The 21286-nt window shown below is 66.0% G+C and carries 21 protein-coding genes; 13 read left to right on the forward strand and 8 right to left on the reverse strand.

The window, feature by feature from the left end:
• Nucleotides 1-39: 39 nt before the first annotated feature.
• From QX041_RS05635 to QX041_RS05645, 3 genes are all read left to right on the forward strand, one after another.
• Nucleotides 40-243: a DUF2892 domain-containing protein gene (locus QX041_RS05635; protein ID WP_315827454.1), complete on the forward strand. Its 204-nt coding sequence runs from the start codon at nucleotides 40-42 to the stop codon at nucleotides 241-243.
• A 37-nt stretch (nucleotides 244-280) separates the two neighbouring features.
• Complete coding sequence (gene ccoG / locus QX041_RS05640) at nucleotides 281-1726, forward strand: cytochrome c oxidase accessory protein CcoG (protein WP_315712537.1); 1446 nt, start codon at nucleotides 281-283, stop codon at nucleotides 1724-1726.
• A 196-nt stretch (nucleotides 1727-1922) separates the two neighbouring features.
• Nucleotides 1923-2129, forward strand: a complete 207-nt coding sequence (locus QX041_RS05645) for a hypothetical protein (protein WP_315712536.1) — start codon at nucleotides 1923-1925, stop codon at nucleotides 2127-2129.
• 22 nt (nucleotides 2130-2151) lie between these two features.
• Here QX041_RS05645 and QX041_RS05650 read toward each other — a convergent pair whose 3' ends face one another.
• On the reverse strand, nucleotides 2152-2790 hold the full coding sequence (locus QX041_RS05650) for a helix-turn-helix domain-containing protein (RefSeq protein WP_315712535.1): 639 nt from the start codon (nucleotides 2788-2790) through the stop codon (nucleotides 2152-2154).
• A 264-nt stretch (nucleotides 2791-3054) separates the two neighbouring features.
• Between QX041_RS05650 and QX041_RS05655 the strand changes: the two genes are divergently transcribed.
• Genes QX041_RS05655 through QX041_RS05690 form a run of 8 tightly spaced genes read left to right on the forward strand, consistent with a single transcriptional unit; the run spans nucleotide 3055 to nucleotide 11440 of the window.
• Nucleotides 3055-3915, forward strand: coding sequence for a xanthine dehydrogenase family protein subunit M (locus tag QX041_RS05655; RefSeq protein WP_315712652.1), 861 nt, complete (start codon nucleotides 3055-3057; stop codon nucleotides 3913-3915).
• Nucleotides 3912-4445 carry a (2Fe-2S)-binding protein gene (locus QX041_RS05660; RefSeq protein WP_316164653.1) on the forward strand — a complete coding sequence of 178 codons (534 nt, stop codon included), beginning with the start codon at nucleotides 3912-3914 and terminating at the stop codon, nucleotides 4443-4445. Before QX041_RS05655 ends, QX041_RS05660 begins: the two co-directional genes overlap by 4 nt.
• Nucleotides 4442-6817, forward strand: coding sequence for a xanthine dehydrogenase family protein molybdopterin-binding subunit (locus QX041_RS05665; RefSeq protein WP_316164654.1), 2376 nt, complete (start codon nucleotides 4442-4444; stop codon nucleotides 6815-6817). The genes QX041_RS05660 and QX041_RS05665 overlap by 4 nt, the downstream gene beginning before the upstream one ends.
• A 24-nt stretch (nucleotides 6818-6841) precedes the next feature.
• The gene (locus tag QX041_RS05670) at nucleotides 6842-8092 is read left to right on the forward strand and encodes an ABC transporter substrate-binding protein (RefSeq protein ID WP_315712532.1); all 1251 of its coding nucleotides are present in this window, start codon (nucleotides 6842-6844) and stop codon (nucleotides 8090-8092) included.
• 10 nt (nucleotides 8093-8102) lie between these two features.
• Nucleotides 8103-8975: a branched-chain amino acid ABC transporter permease gene (locus QX041_RS05675; RefSeq protein WP_315712531.1), complete on the forward strand. Its 873-nt coding sequence runs from the start codon at nucleotides 8103-8105 to the stop codon at nucleotides 8973-8975.
• Nucleotides 8975-9976 carry a branched-chain amino acid ABC transporter permease gene (locus QX041_RS05680; RefSeq protein WP_316164655.1) on the forward strand — a complete coding sequence of 334 codons (1002 nt, stop codon included), beginning with the start codon at nucleotides 8975-8977 and terminating at the stop codon, nucleotides 9974-9976. The genes QX041_RS05675 and QX041_RS05680 overlap by 1 nt, the downstream gene beginning before the upstream one ends.
• Nucleotides 9973-10728, forward strand: a complete 756-nt coding sequence (locus QX041_RS05685; RefSeq protein ID WP_316164656.1) for an ABC transporter ATP-binding protein — start codon at nucleotides 9973-9975, stop codon at nucleotides 10726-10728. The genes QX041_RS05680 and QX041_RS05685 overlap by 4 nt, the downstream gene beginning before the upstream one ends.
• Complete coding sequence (locus QX041_RS05690; protein WP_315712527.1) at nucleotides 10721-11440, forward strand: ABC transporter ATP-binding protein; 720 nt, start codon at nucleotides 10721-10723, stop codon at nucleotides 11438-11440. The genes QX041_RS05685 and QX041_RS05690 overlap by 8 nt, the downstream gene beginning before the upstream one ends.
• A 20-nt stretch (nucleotides 11441-11460) precedes the next feature.
• On the opposite strand, the gene eutC is transcribed toward QX041_RS05690, so the two are convergent.
• On the reverse strand, nucleotides 11461-12252 hold the full coding sequence (gene eutC / locus QX041_RS05695; RefSeq protein WP_316164657.1) for an ethanolamine ammonia-lyase subunit EutC: 792 nt from the start codon (nucleotides 12250-12252) through the stop codon (nucleotides 11461-11463).
• Complete coding sequence (locus QX041_RS05700) at nucleotides 12252-13637, reverse strand: ethanolamine ammonia-lyase subunit EutB (RefSeq protein WP_316164658.1); 1386 nt, start codon at nucleotides 13635-13637, stop codon at nucleotides 12252-12254. The genes eutC and QX041_RS05700 overlap by 1 nt, the downstream gene beginning before the upstream one ends.
• A 263-nt stretch (nucleotides 13638-13900) precedes the next feature.
• Here QX041_RS05700 and QX041_RS05705 point away from each other — a divergent pair, with 263 nt between their 5' ends.
• Nucleotides 13901-14245: a Lin0512 family protein gene (locus tag QX041_RS05705; protein ID WP_315712523.1), complete on the forward strand. Its 345-nt coding sequence runs from the start codon at nucleotides 13901-13903 to the stop codon at nucleotides 14243-14245.
• Nucleotides 14246-14728: 483 nt separating this feature from the next.
• On the opposite strand, the gene QX041_RS05710 is transcribed toward QX041_RS05705, so the two are convergent.
• The 5 genes from QX041_RS05710 to QX041_RS05730 all read right to left on the reverse strand — a co-directional run bounded on the left by QX041_RS05710 (nucleotide 14729) and on the right by QX041_RS05730 (nucleotide 20089).
• Nucleotides 14729-15295, reverse strand: coding sequence for a cysteine rich repeat-containing protein (locus tag QX041_RS05710; RefSeq protein WP_316164659.1), 567 nt, complete (start codon nucleotides 15293-15295; stop codon nucleotides 14729-14731).
• A gap of 66 nt (nucleotides 15296-15361) precedes the next feature.
• Entirely contained in the window at nucleotides 15362-15637 is a 276-nt protein-coding gene (locus tag QX041_RS05715; RefSeq protein WP_315749876.1) for a hypothetical protein, read from the reverse strand.
• A gap of 55 nt (nucleotides 15638-15692) precedes the next feature.
• Complete coding sequence (locus QX041_RS05720; protein ID WP_316164660.1) at nucleotides 15693-15857, reverse strand: hypothetical protein; 165 nt, start codon at nucleotides 15855-15857, stop codon at nucleotides 15693-15695.
• Nucleotides 15858-16139: 282 nt separating this feature from the next.
• Nucleotides 16140-18701: a polynucleotide kinase-phosphatase gene (locus tag QX041_RS05725; RefSeq protein WP_316164661.1), complete on the reverse strand. Its 2562-nt coding sequence runs from the start codon at nucleotides 18699-18701 to the stop codon at nucleotides 16140-16142.
• A gap of 8 nt (nucleotides 18702-18709) precedes the next feature.
• Nucleotides 18710-20089: a 3' terminal RNA ribose 2'-O-methyltransferase Hen1 gene (locus tag QX041_RS05730; protein ID WP_316164662.1), complete on the reverse strand. Its 1380-nt coding sequence runs from the start codon at nucleotides 20087-20089 to the stop codon at nucleotides 18710-18712.
• Between the two features lie 195 nt (nucleotides 20090-20284).
• On the opposite strand from QX041_RS05730, the gene QX041_RS05735 reads away from it, so the two are divergent.
• Complete coding sequence (locus tag QX041_RS05735) at nucleotides 20285-21265, forward strand: glycerophosphodiester phosphodiesterase family protein (protein ID WP_316164663.1); 981 nt, start codon at nucleotides 20285-20287, stop codon at nucleotides 21263-21265.
• The last annotated feature ends 21 nt before the right edge of the window (nucleotides 21266-21286 follow it).

Here is a 21286-nt window from a genome sequence, read left to right on the forward strand (position 1 = left end):
GCTTGATTACGCTCAAATGCAACCATGAAGGAGTATGTCATGAACGTCGACAAAGCAGTTCTCACCTTCGCGGGCGTCGTCGTCCTGCTCAGCCTGACGCTGGGCTGGTACGTCAGTCCCTACTGGTTCTTGCTGGCGGCCTTTGCGGGCGTGAACATGATCCAGGCCTCGTTCACGGGCTTCTGCCCGGCGGCGATCGTCTTCAAGAAGCTGGGGCTCAAAAGCGGCAACGCGTTCTCCTGAATCGGTCGGAAGGACGGCAAGATGAAGCGGGGATATCATGGCTGACTCGGACGAAACCTATATCGTCGGGCCGCTCTACAAGGCGCGCGACAAGGTCTATCCGGCGGCCGTGCACGGCCGCTTCCGGCGCATCAAGTGGACGATCCTGTGCATCACGCTCGGCATCTACTACCTGCTGCCCTTCGTCCGCTGGGATCGCGGACCCGGCATGCCGAACCAGGCGGTGCTGGTCGATTTCCCGCATCGCCGGTTCTACTTCTTCTTCATCGAGCTGTGGCCGCAGGAGGTCTACTACTTCACCGGCCTGCTCATCATCGCGGCGGTCGCCCTGTTCCTGATGAACGCGGTCGCCGGCCGGCTGTGGTGCGGCTATCTCTGTCCGCAGACGGTGTGGACCGACCTGTTCTACGCCGTCGAGCGCTGGGCCGAGGGCGACCGCCGTGAGCGCATGCTCAGCGACAAGCGCGGCTGGACCTTCACCCACATCCGCCAGGCCGCGCTGAAGCATTTCCTCTGGATCATGATCGGCTGGTGGACCGGTGGCGCCTGGGTGCTGTATTTCGACGATGCGCCGACCCTGGTGAAGGACCTCGCCACCTTCCAGGCGCCGTTCACCGCCTATCTCTGGATCGGCATCCTGACGGCGACGACCTATGTGTTCGCCGGCCACGCTCGCGAGCAGGTCTGCATCTACATGTGCCCGTGGCCGCGCATCCAGGCGGCGCTGACCGACGAGTGGGCGCTCAACGTCACCTACAAGGGCGACCGCGGCGAGCCGCGCATGTCGGTCAAGAAGGCGGAAGCCGCACGGCTGCAGGGCGCACCCGCCGGGGATTGCATCGACTGCCATCAATGCGTCAACGTCTGCCCGACCGGCGTCGACATCCGCCACGGCATCCAGCTCGGCTGCATCCAGTGCAGCCTGTGCATCGATGCCTGCGACAGCGTGATGACCCAGATCGGCCGTCCGACGGGCCTCATCGGTTACGACACCGACATCAACGTCCAGCGCCGCAAGGAAGGCAAGCCCGAGATCTACCGGATCATCCGACCGCGCACGATCATCTATGCGACCTTCATCGCGATCGTCGGCGGGATCATGCTGTACTCGCTGGTGACGCGCGGCACGATGGGCATCAACGTGCTGCATGAACGTAACCCGCTGTTCGTGCAGTTGTCGGATGGCGGCGTCCGCAACGACTACACGGTCCGTCTGCTCAACAAGCGCGGGCCGCGCGACTTCGTGCTGGACGTCGTGGGGCTTCCGAACGCCAAGGTGACGGTGGCCGGCGAGACGCGCGAGCAGGACGGTCGTATGGTGATCGACGTCGGCCAGGATCAGACCCGCGAGATCCGCATGTCGATCGAGGCCAAGGGGGCCGACCTGCCTTCCGCGCCGGTCGACATCGAGATCAAGATCACGGATCCGGCGACCGGGACGTCGGTCAGCAAGCGCGATCACTTCGTTCCGGGGACACGATAGAGCAGCGTCGTTCGATCGCCGACTGTAAGGCGTCGGCGACATTCTGTCGGCTCATCGGGATTGATCGAGGGAGGACCGGTCGCTCCTCCCTCGATTGCTGAGTCCGGTTGTTCCAAATCAATGCCGGCTCGAAGCCGCAGGCAGAGCATTCTCGCGTCAAGGGATCGGAAGCTTTCCTACTGACGGAGAAAGACAGATGTTCAAGGTCGCAATTCTCATCTGGGTCATGCTGGGCACCGTGCTTGCAGGCAGCGCGGTGACGGCATTGTTGACGGTGCAGGGGCTGGTTGCGAGTCCAATGAAGGACCTGCCGTTGGCGGCGCTGGTCGGATTCGTCGTCGCGATGCCGCTGTCCTATCTCGTCGCCGCGAAGATCAAGGGCGGGCGCGGCCGGACGGCGTGACGGTCATCGACGACGGGCCGGATCATCGTGCTGGTCCGGCCTGATCGTCGCGCAGGAGCCGAGGGAGCGCCAGCTTGGCGCCGTCCATGAAGAGGTCGATCGCATCACGCACGGTCTGCTCGAGATCTGATGGAACCGGTGTCTCGTAGATGAACTTTCGGATCGCGAGATAGAAGATGCGTCCGTGCAGTCCCCAGAACATCTCCGTCTCGCGGCTGCCGAGAGGGCAGGTGGCGGCGTCTGGCAGCTGCAGTTCATGCCGCAGCTCGATCGCGGCAGGCTCGATGATCTCGTGCCGGACGAGGTCGAGATAGCGGCCGGTGATGCCGAACGACTTCATGCCGGAGAACACGAAGATCCGCACCCAGTTGTATTCGAACACGCGTGCCACGTAGTCGAGATAGAAGCCGGTCAGTCGCGCCTTGAGTGGAAGGCTGCGATCGCGGACCAGCGGGCCCCAGTCCTGCGACCAGCGGCTGAGATAGACCTCCTGATAGACGCGCTCGATCAGGGCTTCCTTGCTGGGGAAGTGCCGGTAGATCACCGAATGCGCGATGCCCATGCGCTTGGCGAGCTCTCGCGTCTGGCCTTCGAAGCCGCGCTCGGCGAAAAAGCGGATCGCTTCATCCACGATCACGCGCTCGCGGTCGGCTGCGCGCATGTTGCGGCGCCTCGCCTGAGGACGGTTCTCGGACCTGCGCGGGCGTCCATCAACTCGGCCTGTTGTCTCAGCGCTCGCTGTCTTCGGGGTCCTAGCCATGGTCTCTATCGATTGCGGCGACAGCCTGCTTGATAGCCGAAAGCTGATTTGTGACCAATCGTTCGTTTCTGGTTGACCGCGGTGCCGCTGCGTGCAACTCTTTTGAGACCAGATGGTCACAAATTTGGGAATCCGGGCTGGCGAGCCCTGGCGGTGAGGAAACGGATGAAAGCGAGGGCTTTCAGCTATTTTCGTGCACACACGATCGGCGAGGCGCTCGAAGCTCATGCGGGCGCGGGCGACGATGTGCGCTTCATTGCTGGGGGGCAGAGTCTGGTTCCGGCACTGGCGTTGCGTCTTCAGGCCCCGCGAATTCTGATCGATATCAACCACATTGCAGAGCTGCGCGGCATCACGCGGGACGGCGAATGGTTGCGGATCGGCGCCTTGACCCGGCACTGCGAGATGCTGACCGATCCGCTGATCGCTGAGTTTGCGCCGCTGTTGCGCGCCGCAGCGCCGTTCGTTGCGCATCCTGCCATCCGCAATCGCGGGACCTTTGGCGGCAGTGTCGCGCTGGCCGACCCAGCCTCCGAGTTTCCGGCGATGGTGTTGGCGCTCGACGCCGAGATTGAGATTGCCGGCGCGTCCGGCCGGCGCCGCGTCAAAGCCGATGACTTCTTCATCGATCTTTTCGAGACGGCGATCGCGCCCGGCGAGATCCTCGTCGCGGTTCATGTTCCTCTCTTCCAAGCCGGCCAGCGCATTGCGTTCGATGAGCTGGCCCGCCGGCGCGGCGACTATGCACTGGTCGGTTGCGGCCTGCTCGCGACCTGCCAGGGCGATCTGATCGAGCGCATAGGCATTTCATTCTTTTCGGTCGGCGACGTCCCGACCCGTGCGAGGCATGCGGAGACAGCGCTCACCGGCAACCGGATCGATGCTGCACGGATTGCGGCGGCGCAGGCGGCGCTCGACGCCGATCTCGCGCCCGCTGACAGCGACGATGTTCCGGCGGCGATGCGTCTGCATCTGGCGCGCGTTCTGCTCGGCCGGCTGCTGGGACGGATCGGAGAAGCCGCATGAGCCCGCCGGTCGACATCGAGACCGAGGAGCAGGTCCGCATTCGCCTCATCGTCAACGGCCGCAAGGTGGCGTGTGACGTCGCGCCTCGCGACACGCTGGTGGATTGTCTTCGCCAGCAGCTCGAGCTGACCGGCACGCATGCCGGTTGCGAGATGGGGGCCTGCGGCGCCTGCCTGGTTCAGCTCGACGGCGCTGCCGTGCATGGCTGCCTGATGTTCGCCGTGCAGGCCGATGGCGCGCGGATCGATACGATCGAGGGGCTCTCGGAGAGCGGCGTGATCGCCGACCTGCAAGCCGAGTTTCATCGGCGCAATGCGCTGCAATGCGGGTTCTGCACGCCGGGCATGCTGATCACCGCTCATGAGCTGCTGACCCACGTGGCACGGCCGAGTCGCGAGACCATTCGCGACGCGCTCTCGGGCAATTTCTGCCGCTGCACCGGATATGAAGCGATCGTCGACGCCATCGCCGCGGTCGCCGCGGCACGGGCAGCAACGGCATCGCAGGGCGCGGAGGGCTCGTCGCCATGAGCCCGCCGCTGACGTCGCTGGACCGCCCGAATTCCTATATCGGCCGCTCCGTGCCGCGACCGAATGCGAAGCGGCTGCTCGCCGGACGCGGGCGCTATGTGACCGACATTCGCCTGCCGCGCATGCTGTATGCCGCCTTCCTGCGCACCCCGTATGCTCATGCACGGATCACCGGCATCGAGGTCGATGCGGCGCGGGCGCTTGCGGGCGTGCATCTGGTTGCGACCGGCGCCGATCTGGCGAAGATCTGCACACCGTGGACCGGGACGCTCGATCATTTCAAGGGCATGATGTCCGAGCCGCAGCTGCCGTTGCCATTGGATCGCGTCGTCTGGGCTGGGCAGGCCGTGATTGCCGTGGTCGCCGAGAGCAGGGCGATCGCGGAGGATGCGCTGGAGCTGATCTCGGTCGACTACGAGGAGCTGCCGGCGGTGGTCGATCTCGACGCCGCGCGTCGGCCGGGGATGCCGCTGGTCAATCCGGTTGCGGCGTCCAACATCTGTTTCCGCACGCAGCTCGACAGCGGCCGCGTCGATGAGGCCTTCGCGTCGGCCGCGCATGTGATCGAGGAAGAATTCAGCTTCGGCCGTCATACCCCGGTCACGCTCGAGCCGCGGGCCATCGTCGCGGACTATGATTCCGAGAGCGGCGCGCTGACGGTGCACCACGCCACGCAGACGCCCTACCAGTTCCAGGATCTGTACGCTCGCCACTACGGCATCCCGGAAGCCAGCGTGCGCGTGATCGCGCCCGATATCGGCGGGTCGTTCGGCATGAAGCTGCATGTCTACCACGAGGACATGGCGGTTGTCGGGCTGTCGATCCTGCTCGGGCGCCCGGTCAAATACGTCGCCGATCGCATCGAGTCCTTCGTGTCGGATATTCATGCCCGCGATCACCACGTCCGCGCGCGCATGGCCGTCGACGCCGACGGCAAGATCCTTGCCATGGACGTCCACGATGCCACGGCGATCGGCGCGTTCTCGACCTATCCGCGCACCAGCGTCGTCGAAGGCAATCAGGTCATCCGCCTGATCGGTGCGCCGTATGATTTCAAATCCTACCGCGCCGCGCTCGAGGTCGTGTTCCAGAACAAGGTGCAGACCAGCCAGTATCGCGCGGTTGGACATCCCATCGCCTGCGCGGTCACCGAGCGCATGGTGGATCTCGCTGCTGCCCGCGTCGGGCTCGATCCATTCGCGATGCGCGCCAGGAACGTGATTGTCGACAGCGCCTATCCGACGGCATCGCCGACCGGCTACAGGTTCGAGGCGCTGTCGCACGAAGTCTGCCTGCGGCGGCTGCGCGGGATCATGGACTATGACGCGCTCCGCGCCGAGCAGGCCGAGCTGCGTCGGCGCGGCATCTATCGCGGCATCGGCATTGCGACCTTCGTCGAGATCACCAACCCGAGCCCTGCGTTCTACGGCGTCGGCGGCGCGCGCATTTCCTCGCAGGATGGCGCGACCGTCAGCCTGACGCCGTCGGGCGAGGTGCGCTGTGCGATCTCCGTGACCGAGCAGGGCCAGGGCACCGAGGCGATCATCAGCCAGATCGTCGCCGACCAGCTTGGTCTCGCCCAGGAGCGTGTCAAGATCATCACCGGCGATACCGAGGTCACGCCGCATGGTGGTGCGACCTGGGCCTGCCGCGGTGCAGGCATCGGCGGCGAGACGGCGCTGCAGGCCGCGCGAAAGCTCAAGGCGAACATTCTGGAGATCGCCGCGCTGGTGCTGCAGGAGCAGCCTGCTGCGCTCGACGTCATCGATGGCCAGATCGTCAGTGTCGCGACGGGGCAGCCGCGTCTGCCGGTCGCTGAGATCGCGCGCATCGCCTATTTCCGGTCCGACACCTTGCCACCGGGCACTCAGGCGCAACTGACGGTCAGCCATCATTTCGCGCCGCAGGGCTACCCCTTTGCCTTCACTAATGGCATCCAGGGCAGCTACCTTGAAGTCGATGTCGAAACCGGCTTCATCAAGCTGCTGAAGCACCATGTCGTCGAGGATTGCGGCCGCATCATCAATCCGATGCTGGTCGACGAGCAGTTGCGCGGCGGTGTCGTACAGGGTCTTGGCGCTGCGCTGTTCGAGGAATGCCGTTACAGTGAGACCGGCCAATTGCTCAACGGATCGCTGGCCGACTATCTGCTGCCGATGGCGATGGAGATGCCAGACATTACCATCGATCACGTCGAGACGCCGACGGCGGACACCATTCTCGGCGCAAAGGGCTGCGGCGAGGCCGGCACCGCGGCCGCGTCGGCCTGTGTGCTGAATGCGGTCAATGATGCGCTGATGCCCTTCGGCGCCTCCATCAACACCATTCCGATCACGCCAGCGCGCGTGCTCAAGACGCTCAATCGATACTAAGAAAACAAGGTGAGGGAGGACATCATGCAAGTCTACGAGACGAAGTTGCGACGCGCAGGAATATCCCGCCGCACGGCGCTGATGGGGATGTCGGCAGGTGTCGCCACGCTCGCGATGCCGCGCCTGGGGCGTGCCGCCGATGACACCATCCGCATCGGCTTTCCGACGCCGCTGACCGGTCCGTTCGCCGCCGAGGCGCGTGACCAGGTCAAGTGCGCCGAACTCGCCGTCAAGCTGGTCAACGACAAAGGCGGCGTCGCCGGCCGCAAGGTCGAACTGCTTGTGCGCGACGACAAGCTCAACGCCGGCGAGGCGGCGACGCGGACGCTCGAGCTGATCGAGAAGGACAAGGTGCACGCTATCGTCGGCGCGCTCTCCAGCGCCGTCCAGCTTGCCGTCAACGAGGTGACGCGCGCTCGCGGCGTGATCTACGTGTCGATCAGCCAGTCCGACACCATCAACGAGGTCAAGGATTTCAGCAAATACACCTTCCACGAGGCGCTGAACCCGCACATGACCACGGCGGCCGTGGCCCGCCAGACCATCAAGAAGGGCATGAAGGTCGCCCATCTCGTGGCCGACTATGCCTATGGCCATGAGATGCTGCGCGGCTTCAAGCGGGCGCAGACGGCGATCGGTGCCGAGAGCGTCGGCGAGATCCTGCATCCGTTCGGTGCAGCCGACTATTCGACCTTCATGCCGCGGCTGATGTCGCTGCGGCCGGACGTGCTGTGCATCAGCAATTTCGGCCGCGACCAGGCCAACGCGATCAAGCAGGCGGTGGATTTCGGCATCAAGCAGCAGATGAAGATCGTGGTGCCGGTGATCCTACACAATCAGCGCCTCGCCGTCGGGCCCGACGTGTTCGAGGGCGTCGTCGGCGGCGCCAACTATTATTGGGGTCTTGAGACACAGAACAAGACCGCGGCCGAGTTCAACAAGGCGTTCCGGGCCGCCAATGGCGGCGCGATCCCGACCGACTACGGCGCCTATGGCTACTCCGGCGTCGGCTCGCTGCTGCAGGCGATGCAGGCCGCCGGTGGCACCGACACCGATAAGGTCATCGCGGTGCTGGAGGGGCTGCAATACGATCTGACCAAGGGCCCGCAGCATTACCGCAAATGCGACCACCAGTCGGTGCAGTCGGTGCTTGTGCTGGAATCCAAGAAGAAGTCGGCGATGGCGAGCGAGAACGACCTGTTCGCGATCGTGGCCAGCGATCCCGGGGCGGACGAGATGCTGCGCAGCTGCGGCGAACTCGGCCACGCCACCTAATCCTGATCGCATGGACCTCTCGCTGATCATCATGCAGCTGTTTTCCGGCATCGCCCTTGGGGCGGTGCTGGTCATCACTGCGCTCGGCCTGACCATCGTGTTCGGCATGCTCGGCGTGGTCAATTTCGCCCATGGGGCGCTGTTCATGATCGGGGCCTATGCCGGTCTGTATCTGGCATCGCTGACCGGCAGCTTCTGGTGGGGCTTGCTGCTCGCCCCAATTCTGGTCGGCGCGTTCGGCATGCTGATCGAACTCGTCCTGGTCCGGCGCCTGTATGGCCGGTCGATCGATGATCCATTGCTGCTCACCTTCGGTCTCAGCTACATCTTGGTCGAGGGGGTGCGCATCGTGTTCGGCAGCGACGGTATTCCGTTTCCGACACCGTCCCAATTGATCGGCGTCGTCGATCTCGGCGTCGGCTTCTTCCCCAAATATCGTCTGTTCGTGATCGCGCTGGTCGCCGTCGTGCTGCTGGTGCTCTGGCTGATGCTGGAGAAGACCCGGGTCGGCCTGATCGTGCGGGCCGGCGCCCGTGATCCCCTGATCATGCGGGTGCTCGGGGTCGACATCGGCAAGGTGTGGCTCGCGATCTTCGGCCTCGGCGTCGGCCTTGCCGCGCTCGGTGGGGTGCTGGCGGGACCCATGCGCAGCGTCAATCCCGAGATGGGAACGCTGGTGCTGGCGGAGGCCTTCGTCGTCACCGTGATCGGCGGCCTCGGCTCGATCGTCGGCGCCGTGGTCGCGGGGCTGATGGTCGGCATCTGCATCAGCATGGTCGCGCTGTTTGCGCCCGAGATGGCGACGATCGTGATGTTCGCGCTCATGGCCGCGGTCCTGCTGATCCGGCCACAGGGTCTGTTCGGCCTCAAGGGGAGAGCGTGATGACGGTGCATTCGACCGGCGAAGCACCGCCGCTTCCTCAGGCGCAGCGCCTCTTCGCGCTTCTCGCGGATCACCGCGTGCTGGTCTCGCTGGTCGCGCTGGCGCTGCTGCCCTGGCTGCTGCCGTCGAAGGCGCTCGCCGTGAACGTCCTGATCTACGGCGTCGTGGTGATGGGCTACAACCTCCTGTTCGGCTACACCGGGCTGCTGTCGTTCGGCCACGCCGCCTTCTTCGGCACCGGCGCGTATCTGACCGGCATCGCCATCGGCCGCTGGGGCCTGCCGTGGTTTGCCGCGGTGCCGCTGGCGATCGCGGCGAGCATGGCGCTCGCCGCATTCATCGGAACGATCTCGACGCGCACCCGCGGCATCTATTTCTCCATGGTCACGCTCGCGCTGGCGCAACTCGTCTACTACGTGGCGCTGCAGGCCTCCTCCTTCACCGGCGGCGAGAACGGGCTGCGCGGCTTCACGGTCGACCACATCGGTCTGTTCGGCGCGCAGATCAACTTCCTCGATCCGGTGAACAAATATTACGTGCTGATGGTGCTCGCGGCGATCGCGATCTGGGTGCAGTCGCGCATCCTCAACTCGCCATTCGGCGCGGTCATCGAGGCGATCCGCGAGAACGAGCAGCGCGCGCGGGCCTGCGGCTACGACGTCGAGCGCTGCAAGCTGATCGTGTTCATGCTGTCGGGCGCCATCTCCGCCGTCGGCGGCTGCATGTCAGCTCTGCATTTATCCATCGTTCCGCTCGACATCCTGCACTATCAGACCTCCGGCATGATCGTGATGATGGTGCTGCTCGGTGGCGCACGCAGCTTCTTCGGGCCGTTCGTCGGGGCCGCGGTCTTCCTGATCCTGGAGGACGTCGTGTCATTGTGGACGCCGCACTGGCAGATCGTGGTCGGCGCCATCTTCGTCGTGTTCGTGCTGTTCCTGCACAAGGGCATCTGGGGCACGTTCCTCGATGTGCTGCCGATCGCGAGGCAACGCCGATGAGCACCGAGTTGTTGCGCGCGGACGGGATCGGCCGTCGCTTCGGCGGCTTCGTCGCGCTCGAAGGCATCTCAGTCGCGTTCGCGGCCGGTGAGCTGACCTCGATCATCGGCCCGAACGGGGCAGGCAAGAGCACCTTCTTCAACATTCTCTCCGGCACGCTGTCGCCGAGCAGCGGCACCCTGCGGTTCAAGGGCCGCGAGCTGAACGGCCTGCCACAGCATCGCTTCGTGCATCAGGGCATCTCGCGCTCGTACCAGATCACCAACATCTTTCCCGACTTGTCGGTGCACGAGAATGTCCGAGTCGCCGCCCAGGCGATGCGGGTAAGCTACGACATCTGGCGCAAGCGCGCCGATCTTGCCGAACTCGGCGAACGCGCCGATGCGGCCCTGATGGCGGTCGGCCTGATCGGCAGGCGTGGCGAGCTCGCGAAGTATCTCGCCCACGGCCAGCAGCGCGCGCTGGAGATCGCCATTGCGCTGGTCTCCGAACCGGAGCTTCTGCTGCTCGATGAGCCGACCGCGGGCATGGGGCCGGAAGAGACCAAGGAGATGGTGGCGCTGCTGGAGCGGCTGGCGCAGAAGCGCACGGTGCTGCTGGTCGAGCACAAGATGAAGATGGTGCTCGGCCTGAGCCAGCGGGTGCTGGTGCTGCATCACGGCCGGCTGCTCGCCGACGGTCGTCCTGAGGACATCCGATCCAACCCCGACGTGCGCCGGGTCTATCTGGGACAGAGTGAAGGCTATGGCTGAGACCGCGTTGCTCGAGCTCGACGGCCTCCAGGCCTGGTATGGCGCCAGCCACGTCCTGCACGGCATCTCGCTGCGCGTGAGCGAGGGCGAGGTGGTCGCGCTCGTCGGCCGCAACGGCGCCGGCAAGACCACGACATTGCGCACCGTCATGGGGCTGATGCCCCGGGCCGCGGGGCGCGTGCGCTTTGCCGGCCATGATCTGCTGCCGCTTGCGGCCCACAAGCGCTTTCATCTCGGGCTCGCTTATGTTCCGGAGGAGCGCCGCATCGTGCCGGGCCTGTCGGTGCGCGAGAACCTGCGGCTTGGGCTGGTCGCCGCCAGCGCCGATATCGAGGAGCGCGCGGCGTTCGCCGAGGTTGCGGAGACCTTTCCACGATTGAACGAGCGGCTGGATCAGGAGGGCGTCACGCTGTCGGGTGGCGAGCAGCAGATGCTGGCGATCGCGCGGGCCTTGATCGCGCGGCCGCGCATGGTTCTGCTCGACGAGCCGTCCGAAGGCATCATGCCGGTGCTCGTCGAAGAGATGGGCGTGCTGTTCCGGCGATTGCGCGACCAGGGCAAGACGCTGCTGTTGGTCGAGCAGAACGTCGAATGGGCGCTGCGGCTCGCCGATCGCGCCGTCATCATCGACCAGGGCGAGGTCGTGCATGAGAGCAGCGCCGCGGCGCTGCTGGCCGACAAGGATATCCAGGACCGCTATTGCGCGGTGTGATGTTTCGGACTGCGCCGGCATCATGACGCGCCATCTCCATCCGGCGCCGGCAGCTGCGGCAGCCGGGCGAGGCTGACGCCGGCGGCCTGGTGGAGGAACATGCGCTGGATCAGTTCGGCCGCCTGGCTCGCCGCATCCGCCGGTGCGAGGCCGCCCTGGCGGACGTTGGAGATGCAGTTGCGTTCGGCATCGACGCGGCCCCGGCGCGGCATCCAGGTGAGATAGAGGCCAAGGGAATCGGCCGCGCTCAGGCCCGGGCGCTCGCCGATCAGGATGATCGAGGCCGACGCGCCGAACAGCTCGCCAACATGATCGGCGAGCGCGACGCGGCCCTGCGAAGCAACGATCACCGGCGACAGCCGTCGGCCGGTTGCAGCCAGGCGCGGCATCAGCGCATCGAGCACGGGCAGGGCGTTGACCTGCACCGCGCGGCTGCTCAGGCCATCGGCGACCACCAGCACGATGTCGGCCGGCGCGCGTGGCTCCGACAGCACCGCTTCCGACGCGGGCGAGAGCAGGCGGCCTGCGTCGGGGCGCTGCAAATAGGTCGCGCGATCGGCAGCGCGGCTGTGCACGGCAAGGGCCGGCCAGCCATGCGCGGTCGCCTCGGCGGCAAAGCGCTCGGCGTCGAACGGCTTCAGCACGGCATCGCGCGCTTCGGCGTGGGCAGCCTGGAAGGCGAGATGTGCCGATGTCGGCAGGCCAGGACCGCAGCGTCCCAACGCGATCCGCGCTTCGGTATAGCGTGACAGCCAGCGCCAATCGTCCGATGACGACGTTGCCGGCGAGTCGCTCTTGTCGGAGCCGCCCATCACTTGGCCTCCAGCAGCGGCAGCGCCGGCATCAGCCGCGCCGGCTCGAAGCGCAGCTCGCCTCCGGCATCGCTGAGGCCGGTGGCCGCGAGCCAGGTCTCGAACTCCGGCGCCGCGCGCTTGCCGAGCACCTTGCGCACATAGAGCGCGTCATGGAACGAGGTGCTTTGATAGTTCAGCATGATGTCGTCAGCGCCCGGCACACCCATGATGTAGGTGCAGCCGGCGACGCCAAGCAGGGTCAGCAGCGCATCCATGTCGTCCTGGTCGGCTTCTGCGTGGTTGGTGTAGCAGACGTCGCAGCCCATCGGCAGCCCCAGCAGCTTGCCGCAGAAATGATCCTCCAGGCCCGCGCGTATGATCTGCTTTCCGTCGTAGAGATATTCCGGACCGATGAATCCGACCACGGTGTTCACGAGCAGCGGCCGATAGCGCCGCGCGACCGCGTAGCAGCGTGCCTCCAAGGTCTGCTGGTCGACCCCGCAATGGCCGCCGGAGGAGAGCTCGCTGCCCTGTCCGGTCTCGAAATACATCACGTTGCCCCCGACGGGGCAGCGCTGCAGGCCTTCGGCCGCGGCGAGCGCCTCGTCGAGCAGCGACAGCGTGATGCCGAAGCCGCGATTGGCCTCCTCGCTGCCGGCCAGCGACTGGAACACGAGATCGACCGGCGCGCGGCGCTCGATCGCCTTCAGCGCGGTCGTAACATGGGCCAGCACGCAGGACTGGATCGGTGCATGCGAGGCAAGCCGCAAGGTCTCGATCAAGTCGAGCAGCCGCACCATCGTCTCGACGTCGTCGCTCGCCGGGTTGATGCCGATCGTCGCGTCGCCGACGCCGTACATCAGCCCGTCGAGGATCGAGGCCGCGACGCCCTTGGGATCGTCGAGCGGATGGTTGGGCTGCAGCCGTGTCGACATCCGGCCCGGCAGGCCGATGGTGCAGCGGAAGCGCGTCACGACCTCGCATTTCGCCGCGACCGTCACCAGGTCCTGCAGCCGCATGATCTTGCAGACCGCAGCAACCATCTCCGGCGTCAGCCCTGGCGATACGCCGCTGAGTGCATCTGCGTCGGCCGCATCCGACAGCAGCCATTCGCGGAAGTCGCCGACCGTGAGGCTTGCGACGGGAGCGAACGCCTTGCCGTCATGCTGGTCGACGATCAGCCGCGTGACCTCGTCGGTCTCGTAGGGGATGACGGCCTCGTTGAGGAAATGGCGCAGCGGCAGCTCGGCGAGCGCCATCCGTGCCGCCACGCGTTCGGCGGAATCCTCCGCGGCGAGGCCCGCCAGCACGTCGCCCGAGCGCAACGGCGTTGCCTTCGCAAGCAAGGTTCTGAGGTCGTCGAACCGGTAGCGCGTGCCGCCCAGCGTGTGTGAAAAACCCATTGGCGTTCTCCTTCAATGTTCCTCGTGGTCAGCCATGCCTGCCGGATCCGGCCGATGGATCGCCTTCACGGGAAAGACGGGGAGGAACATCATTCGAAGACCTTGTTCTCGGGTTCGTCCAGCGCATCATCTTGCACGATATATGTCGGCATCAGATGACCATTTTCTGCGGCGGGGGCGCTGGTGTCCACCCGGGTTGCGTCGGCCGCGCCGTTGGCTAAGGTCGCATGGCATACGAGGCAAGCAACCGAGGGAAACACGACATGGCGCGCGTCCGCTGTATCACCGAGATGGGCATGGGCGTCGACGTCCACGGCCGCGACGCCACCAAGGCGGCCAAGCGCGCGGTGTCGGACGCGATCCGCCATTCCAGCCTCGGCTTCTTCCGCATGGTCGGCAAGACGCCGCAGGACATGTTCGTGGACGTCACCATCGGCGTGCCGAACCCGGAGGCTGTCGACACCGCTGCAGTGGCCAAGGAGCTGCCCTATGGCACGGTGACCGTGACCGCGGTCAAAGGCGGGCTGGAGATTGCGGCCGAGGCCGGCAGCGACGCCATCATCATCGCCAATGCGGCGGTGCTGGTCCATCTCGACGACGGCAAGTGACGCTCTCGCGCAGGGGTCATGCGCGTGGCGTTCTGATGTGAATGTCAAACAGCATGTCATCGCGATCCCGCGGCACGTTGCGCGCCCGGGTGATGATCGTACGCTGTCCCTCTTTGAACAGAGGGCGCAGGGAAGGCCGGGTATCCGCTGATACCCGCGGCCCCCGTGCGTGAAGAAGTGCACGGGGCAGGAACCACAGGCTCAGCCGGACGATCCCGGCCTTCCCTGCGCAACGGTTTTCCGGCTGATACGTGCTCTCCTCGGGGACCGGGCTTTGTTGCCCCCGTCGCCGGCCGATCATCATCTCAGCCGGCTTGACCTCGGCATCGGGAGGCCAGGACCACACGATTTCGCCGGCGCATCCTGCCGTTCGTCCGCACGGCAAGGCCATGCTGCGGCAGAGCTGCGCCCATCGCATCCCGCCTCCACGTTCGTGACGATCGCGAAGCGCCCCTCATGGCGAGGCGGGACGGGCGGAGTATTTCACAGAATTCGGAAAAACAAAAGCGAAATTTTCGTGGACCAGGCGTGCGAACCGCGATCGCATTGCAGGGGCTGTTGAAACGAGTGTTTCGCCGCGCGCCTTTTCCCGCCGGCGGTGCGCTGCCCTGAGGTCGCGGCCACGGCCGCGGACTGATTCATTGTCACCATGGGATCAGGCGGGTGCCGACCTTCTGCGTTTGGCGCCGAAGATCGCATCGTCTCGGCGCAGACAATCTTGCCCGGGCCTGGCCCGATCGCTGTGAAAGTTGCCGGCTGGCTTGCACCCGGAACGGGGCCAGGCCAGCCGATGCGCATACTCAGCGTCTTGGGCATTTGCCTCGGCCGGGTCCCGTAGTGTCTGTCGAGGGCCTGGCGGCAATCCGCCGAGACTTTCTCGCGGTTGCTCTCGAGGCAGGCGCGAACCTGGCCTGCGCCGTGCTGCTTGCCGGAGCAGAAGCTCTGGATGTCAGCGGCGCATTGCGTTGCCACCGGCCCGGTTCCCTGAGCGAAAGCGGGCATGGCCACGGTGGCGGCGATGACAATGGCGAGTTGCACGGACGTCCTCATTCAAGCCTCCTTGGGGAGCGGTGTAGGCACGGTGGCGTGTGTCGTGCGTCCGTTCGTTGCGCAGGATCAAGCCGAAGGGGGAGTCCATGGCCGCGTGGGGCTGGTCTGGTGCGTCGCTGGATGGGGAACTCGAAGCTGTCTGGCATGGACAGTGCGGACCAGGGTGAGGTCATCGCGCAGGCCCGCTTCATCTTGAAACGCGGCTTGGGGGAAAATGCTGGTCCAGGCATCGGCGGGCGAGCCACGCACATAGGCCGGAACGACGCGGAGAGACTTGAGCGCCTCGATGACCGCGTGAGGTGCGACGTCACGAATGTGCAGGTTGGTGATGAACGACCCCATGGCTTCCTTCCGCAACTCGGTTGCTCAAAGTCACGTTTTGGCTTGAGAGCGCCCGTCACTGGGTGCCGCAACCCGGAGCGTAGGCACCATGGGCGGCTGTGATACTCTCGCAGATGACGTCGACATATTCGTCATAGAACATGATGCGAAAATGTCGGCAGCGGGCCAGATGCCGCTGGGCGAAGCTCAGCAGCCAGTCCGACTTTCCCAGGTCCACCACGGCGGCTTGATCGATCGCGGGCCCCCAACTGACTATTCGCGGGAATAGTCATGGACTTCCTCTGGCGTGACTTGGTGCACTTGAGCCTTGTGAAGAATCAAGTGTCGCATATCGTCTTCGGCAGCCCAGTCCGGGTTCAGATAATCGAGGGCGATCTAGTTCAATCCATGGCCAAAAAAGTGCCCTCGTCGCAGCTCTGGTCCGCGTCCGTCGGCCCATATCCAATCACGCAAGATCGGCTTGTACATCGCAGAAGATCGGCCTTGTTGGTTCTTGAGCGGCTCACAGCCGCGGATCGATCGGCTCGCTCTCCAGCGCCAGCACCGCGAACACGCATTCGTGCACGCGGCGCAGCGGCTCGCGGGCGACGAAGCGGGTCAGCGCCTCATGGCCGAGCGCGAACTCGCGCAAAGCGAGGTTGCGCTTGCCGTCGAGCTTGCGCTGGCGCAGCCGGGCGATGTGCTCCGGCGCATCATATTCCGGGCCGTAGATGATGCGCAAATATTCTGGGCCGCGCACTTTCAGCGCCGGCTGGATCAGACCCTTCGGTCCGCGCGCGACGAAGTTCTTGGGCTTCACCACCATGCCTTCGCCGCCGCCGGCCGTGAGTTGCTCCCACCATGCGATGGCGTTGGCGATGGCCGTTTCGTCAGCCAGAGCCACGGTGCGCCACTGCGTGCGGGTGACCACGGATGCTGACGCGGCGGCCAGCCGATCGGCGAGCGTCATGTGCCAGACATGGTCCTGATCGAACCAGACCTGGCCCTCGCTGGCGAGCAGGTGAAACGGCGCGACCTTGAGATCGTCGATGCCGCGGACCGGCCAGACATAGGGTGCCCATGCCTCGCCATATCGCCGCGCCCGCGTCACCCGATCGCGGAGGTGATCGCCGAGTGCCGCGACATCAAGACCGCGCGCGGCGGCGCGCGCCAACGCGTCTGCCGCCGCTTCGAGCCCTGCAACCGATGACGCCGCGACCGGCGCGTACTGACTCTCGATCAGGCTGCCGGCCTTCGCCGACCACGGCATGATCTCGGCGTCGAGCAGCAGCCAGCCGGATTGCAGCTCCTGCCAGAGGCCGGCGCTGTCGACAGCATCGCGCAGCCGTGCCAGCAGCGCCTCGCTCATTGCGGGATCGTCGAAGAACGCGCGGCCGGTGCGGGTCCAGATCGCGCCGCTCTCGCCGCCCGCGACGCCGAAGCGGGCCCCGGCGATATCGGCGCTCCTGCACAGCGCGATGACGGCGCGCGAGCCCATGTGCTTCTCCTCGCACACCACCTGCTCGACGCCGCGGGCGCGGAAATGCGCGAACGCCTCCTCGGGGCGCTCCAGCCAGCCGTCGCGCGCGCTGGTCTCCGATGGCGACATGGTCGGTGGCAGATAGACCAGCCATTGCGGCGCGAGCGCGAAACGGCTCATCACCTCCAGCGCAGCGGCCGCGTTCTCCTCAGCCACGACCATGCGGCCGCGCAGCCTGGTGTCGATCCATCGGCGGCCGCTCACGTCATCGATATCGAGCAGCTGATCCGCCTCGGCCTGCGCGGAGGCGCTGCCGGCGCGAGGCGCGAGCGGACGCACCGGCTCGCACCAGACGCGCTCAGCCTCGACCTCGACGAGCTCACGCTCCGGCCAGCGCAGCGCCGTCAGCCGGCCGCCGAACACGCAACCGGTGTCGATGCACAGCGTGTTGTTGACCCATTCGGCATTGAGCACGGGCGTGTGACCGTAGACCACGGTGGTCGGTCCGCGATAGTTCGCGGCCCAGTCGGCGCGCACGGGAAGGCCGAACTCGTCGATCTCGCCGGTGGTTTCGCCATACAGCGCGAACTCGCGCACCGCGCCGGAGCCGCGGCCGATCATCTCCTCCTTCAGCCCGGCATGCGCCACCGCGAGCCGGCCGCCATCGAGCCAGACATGGCTGCGCAGGCCGTCGAGGAAGCCGGGCAGGCTGTCCCGGAAGCTTCGATCCTCGCCGGTGAGCTGGTCGATCGTGGCCTGCAGGCCGTGCGCGATCGTGACCTTGCGACCGGCGAGCCAGCGTCCGAACTTGCGGTCATGGTTGCCCTGCACGGCATAGGCAGTGCCTGCCGAGACCATGCCCATGACGATGCGCAGCACGTCCGGCGATTGCGGGCCGCGGTCGACGAGATCGCCGACGAACACGAGCTTGCGGCCTGCGGGCGGCGTGACGCTGACGGCGCGCCGGCCGTCGTCATCGCGCCATCTGACCTGATAGCCGAGCTTCGCCAGCAGCGCCTGCAACTCATCAGCGCAGCCATGGACGTCACCGATGATGTCGAACGGCCCGGTGTCGTGCCGCTTGTCGGTCCACAGCGGCTGCCGCGCGATGGTGGCGGCCTCGATGCGCGCGACGCTGTCGAGCTTCCACACCTGACGAAAGCCTTCGCGCTGCAGGCCACCGAAGCCACGGCGGACCTCCGAGACCATGCGCTGCACGACCGGGCCGCCGAAGCTGCGCTCAGGCCGCGACTTGTTTCTGTCGATGCAGACGTCGATGCCGGGATCGAACACGATCGCGACCGGCAGCGCATGCCATTTTCGCGCCAGCTCGACCCAGCCCTTGCGGTCGGCGGGGCGCACATTGGTGGCGTCGATCACCGCGAGCCGGCGGTGCTTCAGCCGCTTGCCGGCGATCTCGCGGACGATGTCGAACGCGTCGGCGGAGACGCCCTGGTCGGTCTCGTCGTCGGCGACGAGCGCGCGGCAATGATCCGAGGAGATCACCTCGGTCGGCAGGAAATGCTTCGCAGCAAAGGTCGACTTGCCGGAGCCGGTCGAGCCGATCAGCACGATCAGCGCGAAATCGGGGATGTCGATGTTCATGGAATTGCTCAGCGGGTGAAGACGGCCATTTGCGTCGGCGCGCCATGGCTCTCGTCGTGATGGCCGATGCCGGAGAAGGCGGCCTGATAGTTGAAGGTTGCGCAGATCCGCTGCGCCCAGTCGGCAAACTCGGCGCGCGACCATTCGAAGCGATGGTCGCGGTGGCGGAACTGCCCGGCGGGCAGGCTCGGAAACAGTGCGTTGTATTCGGCGTTCGGCGTGGTAACGATCACCGCGCGCGGCCGCGCTGCGCCGAACACCACGCGCTCGAGCATCGGCAGTCGGTCGGGATCGAGGTGCTCGATCACCTCGACCAGTGCCGCCGCATCGGCCTCGGCCCAGCGCTCATCGCGATAGGTGAGCGAACCGTGCAACAGCATGACGCGACCCTCGGGCGGCGCGCCGGGCGCGCCCAGCTTCAGCCGCTTGGCCGCGCGCTCCAGCTCGCGGACGGCGGGATCGAGCCCGATCAGCCTGTCGACCCAGCGCTCGCGGACCAGGAGCTGCAGCAGCCTGCCTTCGCCGCACCCGAGGTCGGCGACAATTTTGGCGCCGCTCGCCCGCAACGCCTCGACCACGGCGGCCATGCGCAGGTCGTTGAGGCGGGTCGGCGCCTCCAGTGTCTCTTCTGACTCGCTGCGCGCCTCGGGCTCGATGGCCTCGTCCTGCGTCTCCGGCGCGAGCCGGGCCAGCGCCGCGCGCGCGAGCACGCCGCGATGGCGCAGATAGCGGCGCACGATCAGCTCCTTGGCGGGGTGGGCGTCGAGCCAGCCTTCGCCGCGTTTGAGCAGCTTGTCGATCTCCTCGTCGCCGACCCAATAATGCTTGGCGTCGTCCATGACGGGGATCAGCACGTAGAGATGATTGAGGAGCGCGCTGAGCCGCGCGGTGCCGCGCAAGGTGAGCCGGACGTAGCGGCTCGACGGATCGCCTTGCGGTCCCGGGATCGCGGTGAGATCGACCTGCCAGCCGAGCGGCTCGAACAAATGCCGCAGCACGGCTTCGCCGCCGCGCAGGGGCAGGGGTGTCACAACCGCTTCGAGTGCAATGGCGCTGTCGGCGAGCTCCTGGCGCGCGCTGCTGACGCCGTTCATCGCGGTCCGGAACGCCTTGTTCAGCGCGACCGACAGGAACGACGACGCGGCATAGGGCCTGTCGTTGACATATTGGTCGAGCAGCCCGTCGCTTTGGCCTTTGCCGCGGACGAGGCCGATCGGGTCGACGTCGAGCACCAGCGCCCCCTCGCAGCGGCTCTCGCTGGCCTCGGGATAGAAGATCAGCGCCTTGCCAAAGGTGAGCTCGAGCTCGTGCAGCCGCTCCGGATGCTTGTTGAGCAGGTAGCCGAGATCGGTGGCAGGCTGATGGGTGGTGGCGATGGACAGAAACATGAGGTCAGATACCGGATGAAGGAACAGCGATCCAGTGCTTCGAAGCCAAAGTTTGGCGGTGGCCGTTCTCGCATTCGCTTTCGCATCGGCGCTGGGAGCGTTGGACAAAAGGTGCACCATCTCCGCAAGACGGCTCTTGCGCAGAACGAGGGCAGGGACGCAATTCGGCTCGAATCGTCATGGAATTGACATCGCATGAGCAGAGTCCTGAAAATCGCCGGGCTGCTGGTGCTGATCTGCGCCGGCTTCATGTTCTTCAACAACGCCAATCTGCAGGTGACAAAGGAGGCTGGGCGGCTGCATCTCCTGGCTCATCGCGGTTTGTCACAGCAGTTCGATCGCACCGGCCTGACGAGCGAAACCTGCACCGCGGCGCGGATGCTGCCGCCGACGCATGAGTATCTCGAGAACACCATCGCCTCGATGCACGCCAGCTTTCTGGCCGGCGCCGATATCGTGGAATTCGACGTGCACCCAACCACCGATGGCCAGTTCGCGGTGTTCCATGACTGGACGCTCGACTGTCGCACCGATGGCAAGGGCGTCACGCGCGAGCATGCGATGACGGCGTTGCGGCAGCTCGATATCGGTTATGGCTACACCTCCGATGGCGGCCGCACCTTTCCATTCCGCGGCAAGGGCGTCGGCCTGATGCCGTCGCTGGACGAGGTGCTCGCAGCCTTTCCGGACAAGGCTTTCCTGATCAACGTCAAGAGCAATGATCCGGCGGAAGGCCGACTGCTGGCGGATGCTCTGGCGCGCTTGCCTGGCGCGCGACGGGCGCGACTGACGGTCTATGGCGGCGACGCGCCGATCGCGACGCTCAGGGCGTCTCTGCCGGATCTCAAGGTCATGTCGCGCGGCATGCTGAAGAGCTGCCTGGTCCGTTATCTCGGTTATGGCTGGACCGGCCTGGTGCCGTCCGCGTGCCACAACATGATGGTGCTGGTCCCGATCAATGTCGCGCCGTGGCTGTGGGGCTGGCCGGACCGATTCCTCGCGCGCATGACGCGCGCCGAAAGCAGCGTCTTCGTCGTCGGCTCCTATAGTGGTGAGGCCTTCTCGGCCGGGCTGGACACACCGGACGACATCGCCAGGTTGCCCAAGAACTTTACCGGCGGCGTCATGACCGACGAGATCGAAACCGTGGCGCCGCTGCTGAAGCAGACGCCTTGAAGCAGGCAGCGCAAGTCGGCG

It is taken from the genome of Bradyrhizobium sp. SZCCHNRI2009, from assembly GCF_032485115.1.
Taxonomy (GTDB): domain Bacteria; phylum Pseudomonadota; class Alphaproteobacteria; order Rhizobiales; family Xanthobacteraceae; genus Bradyrhizobium.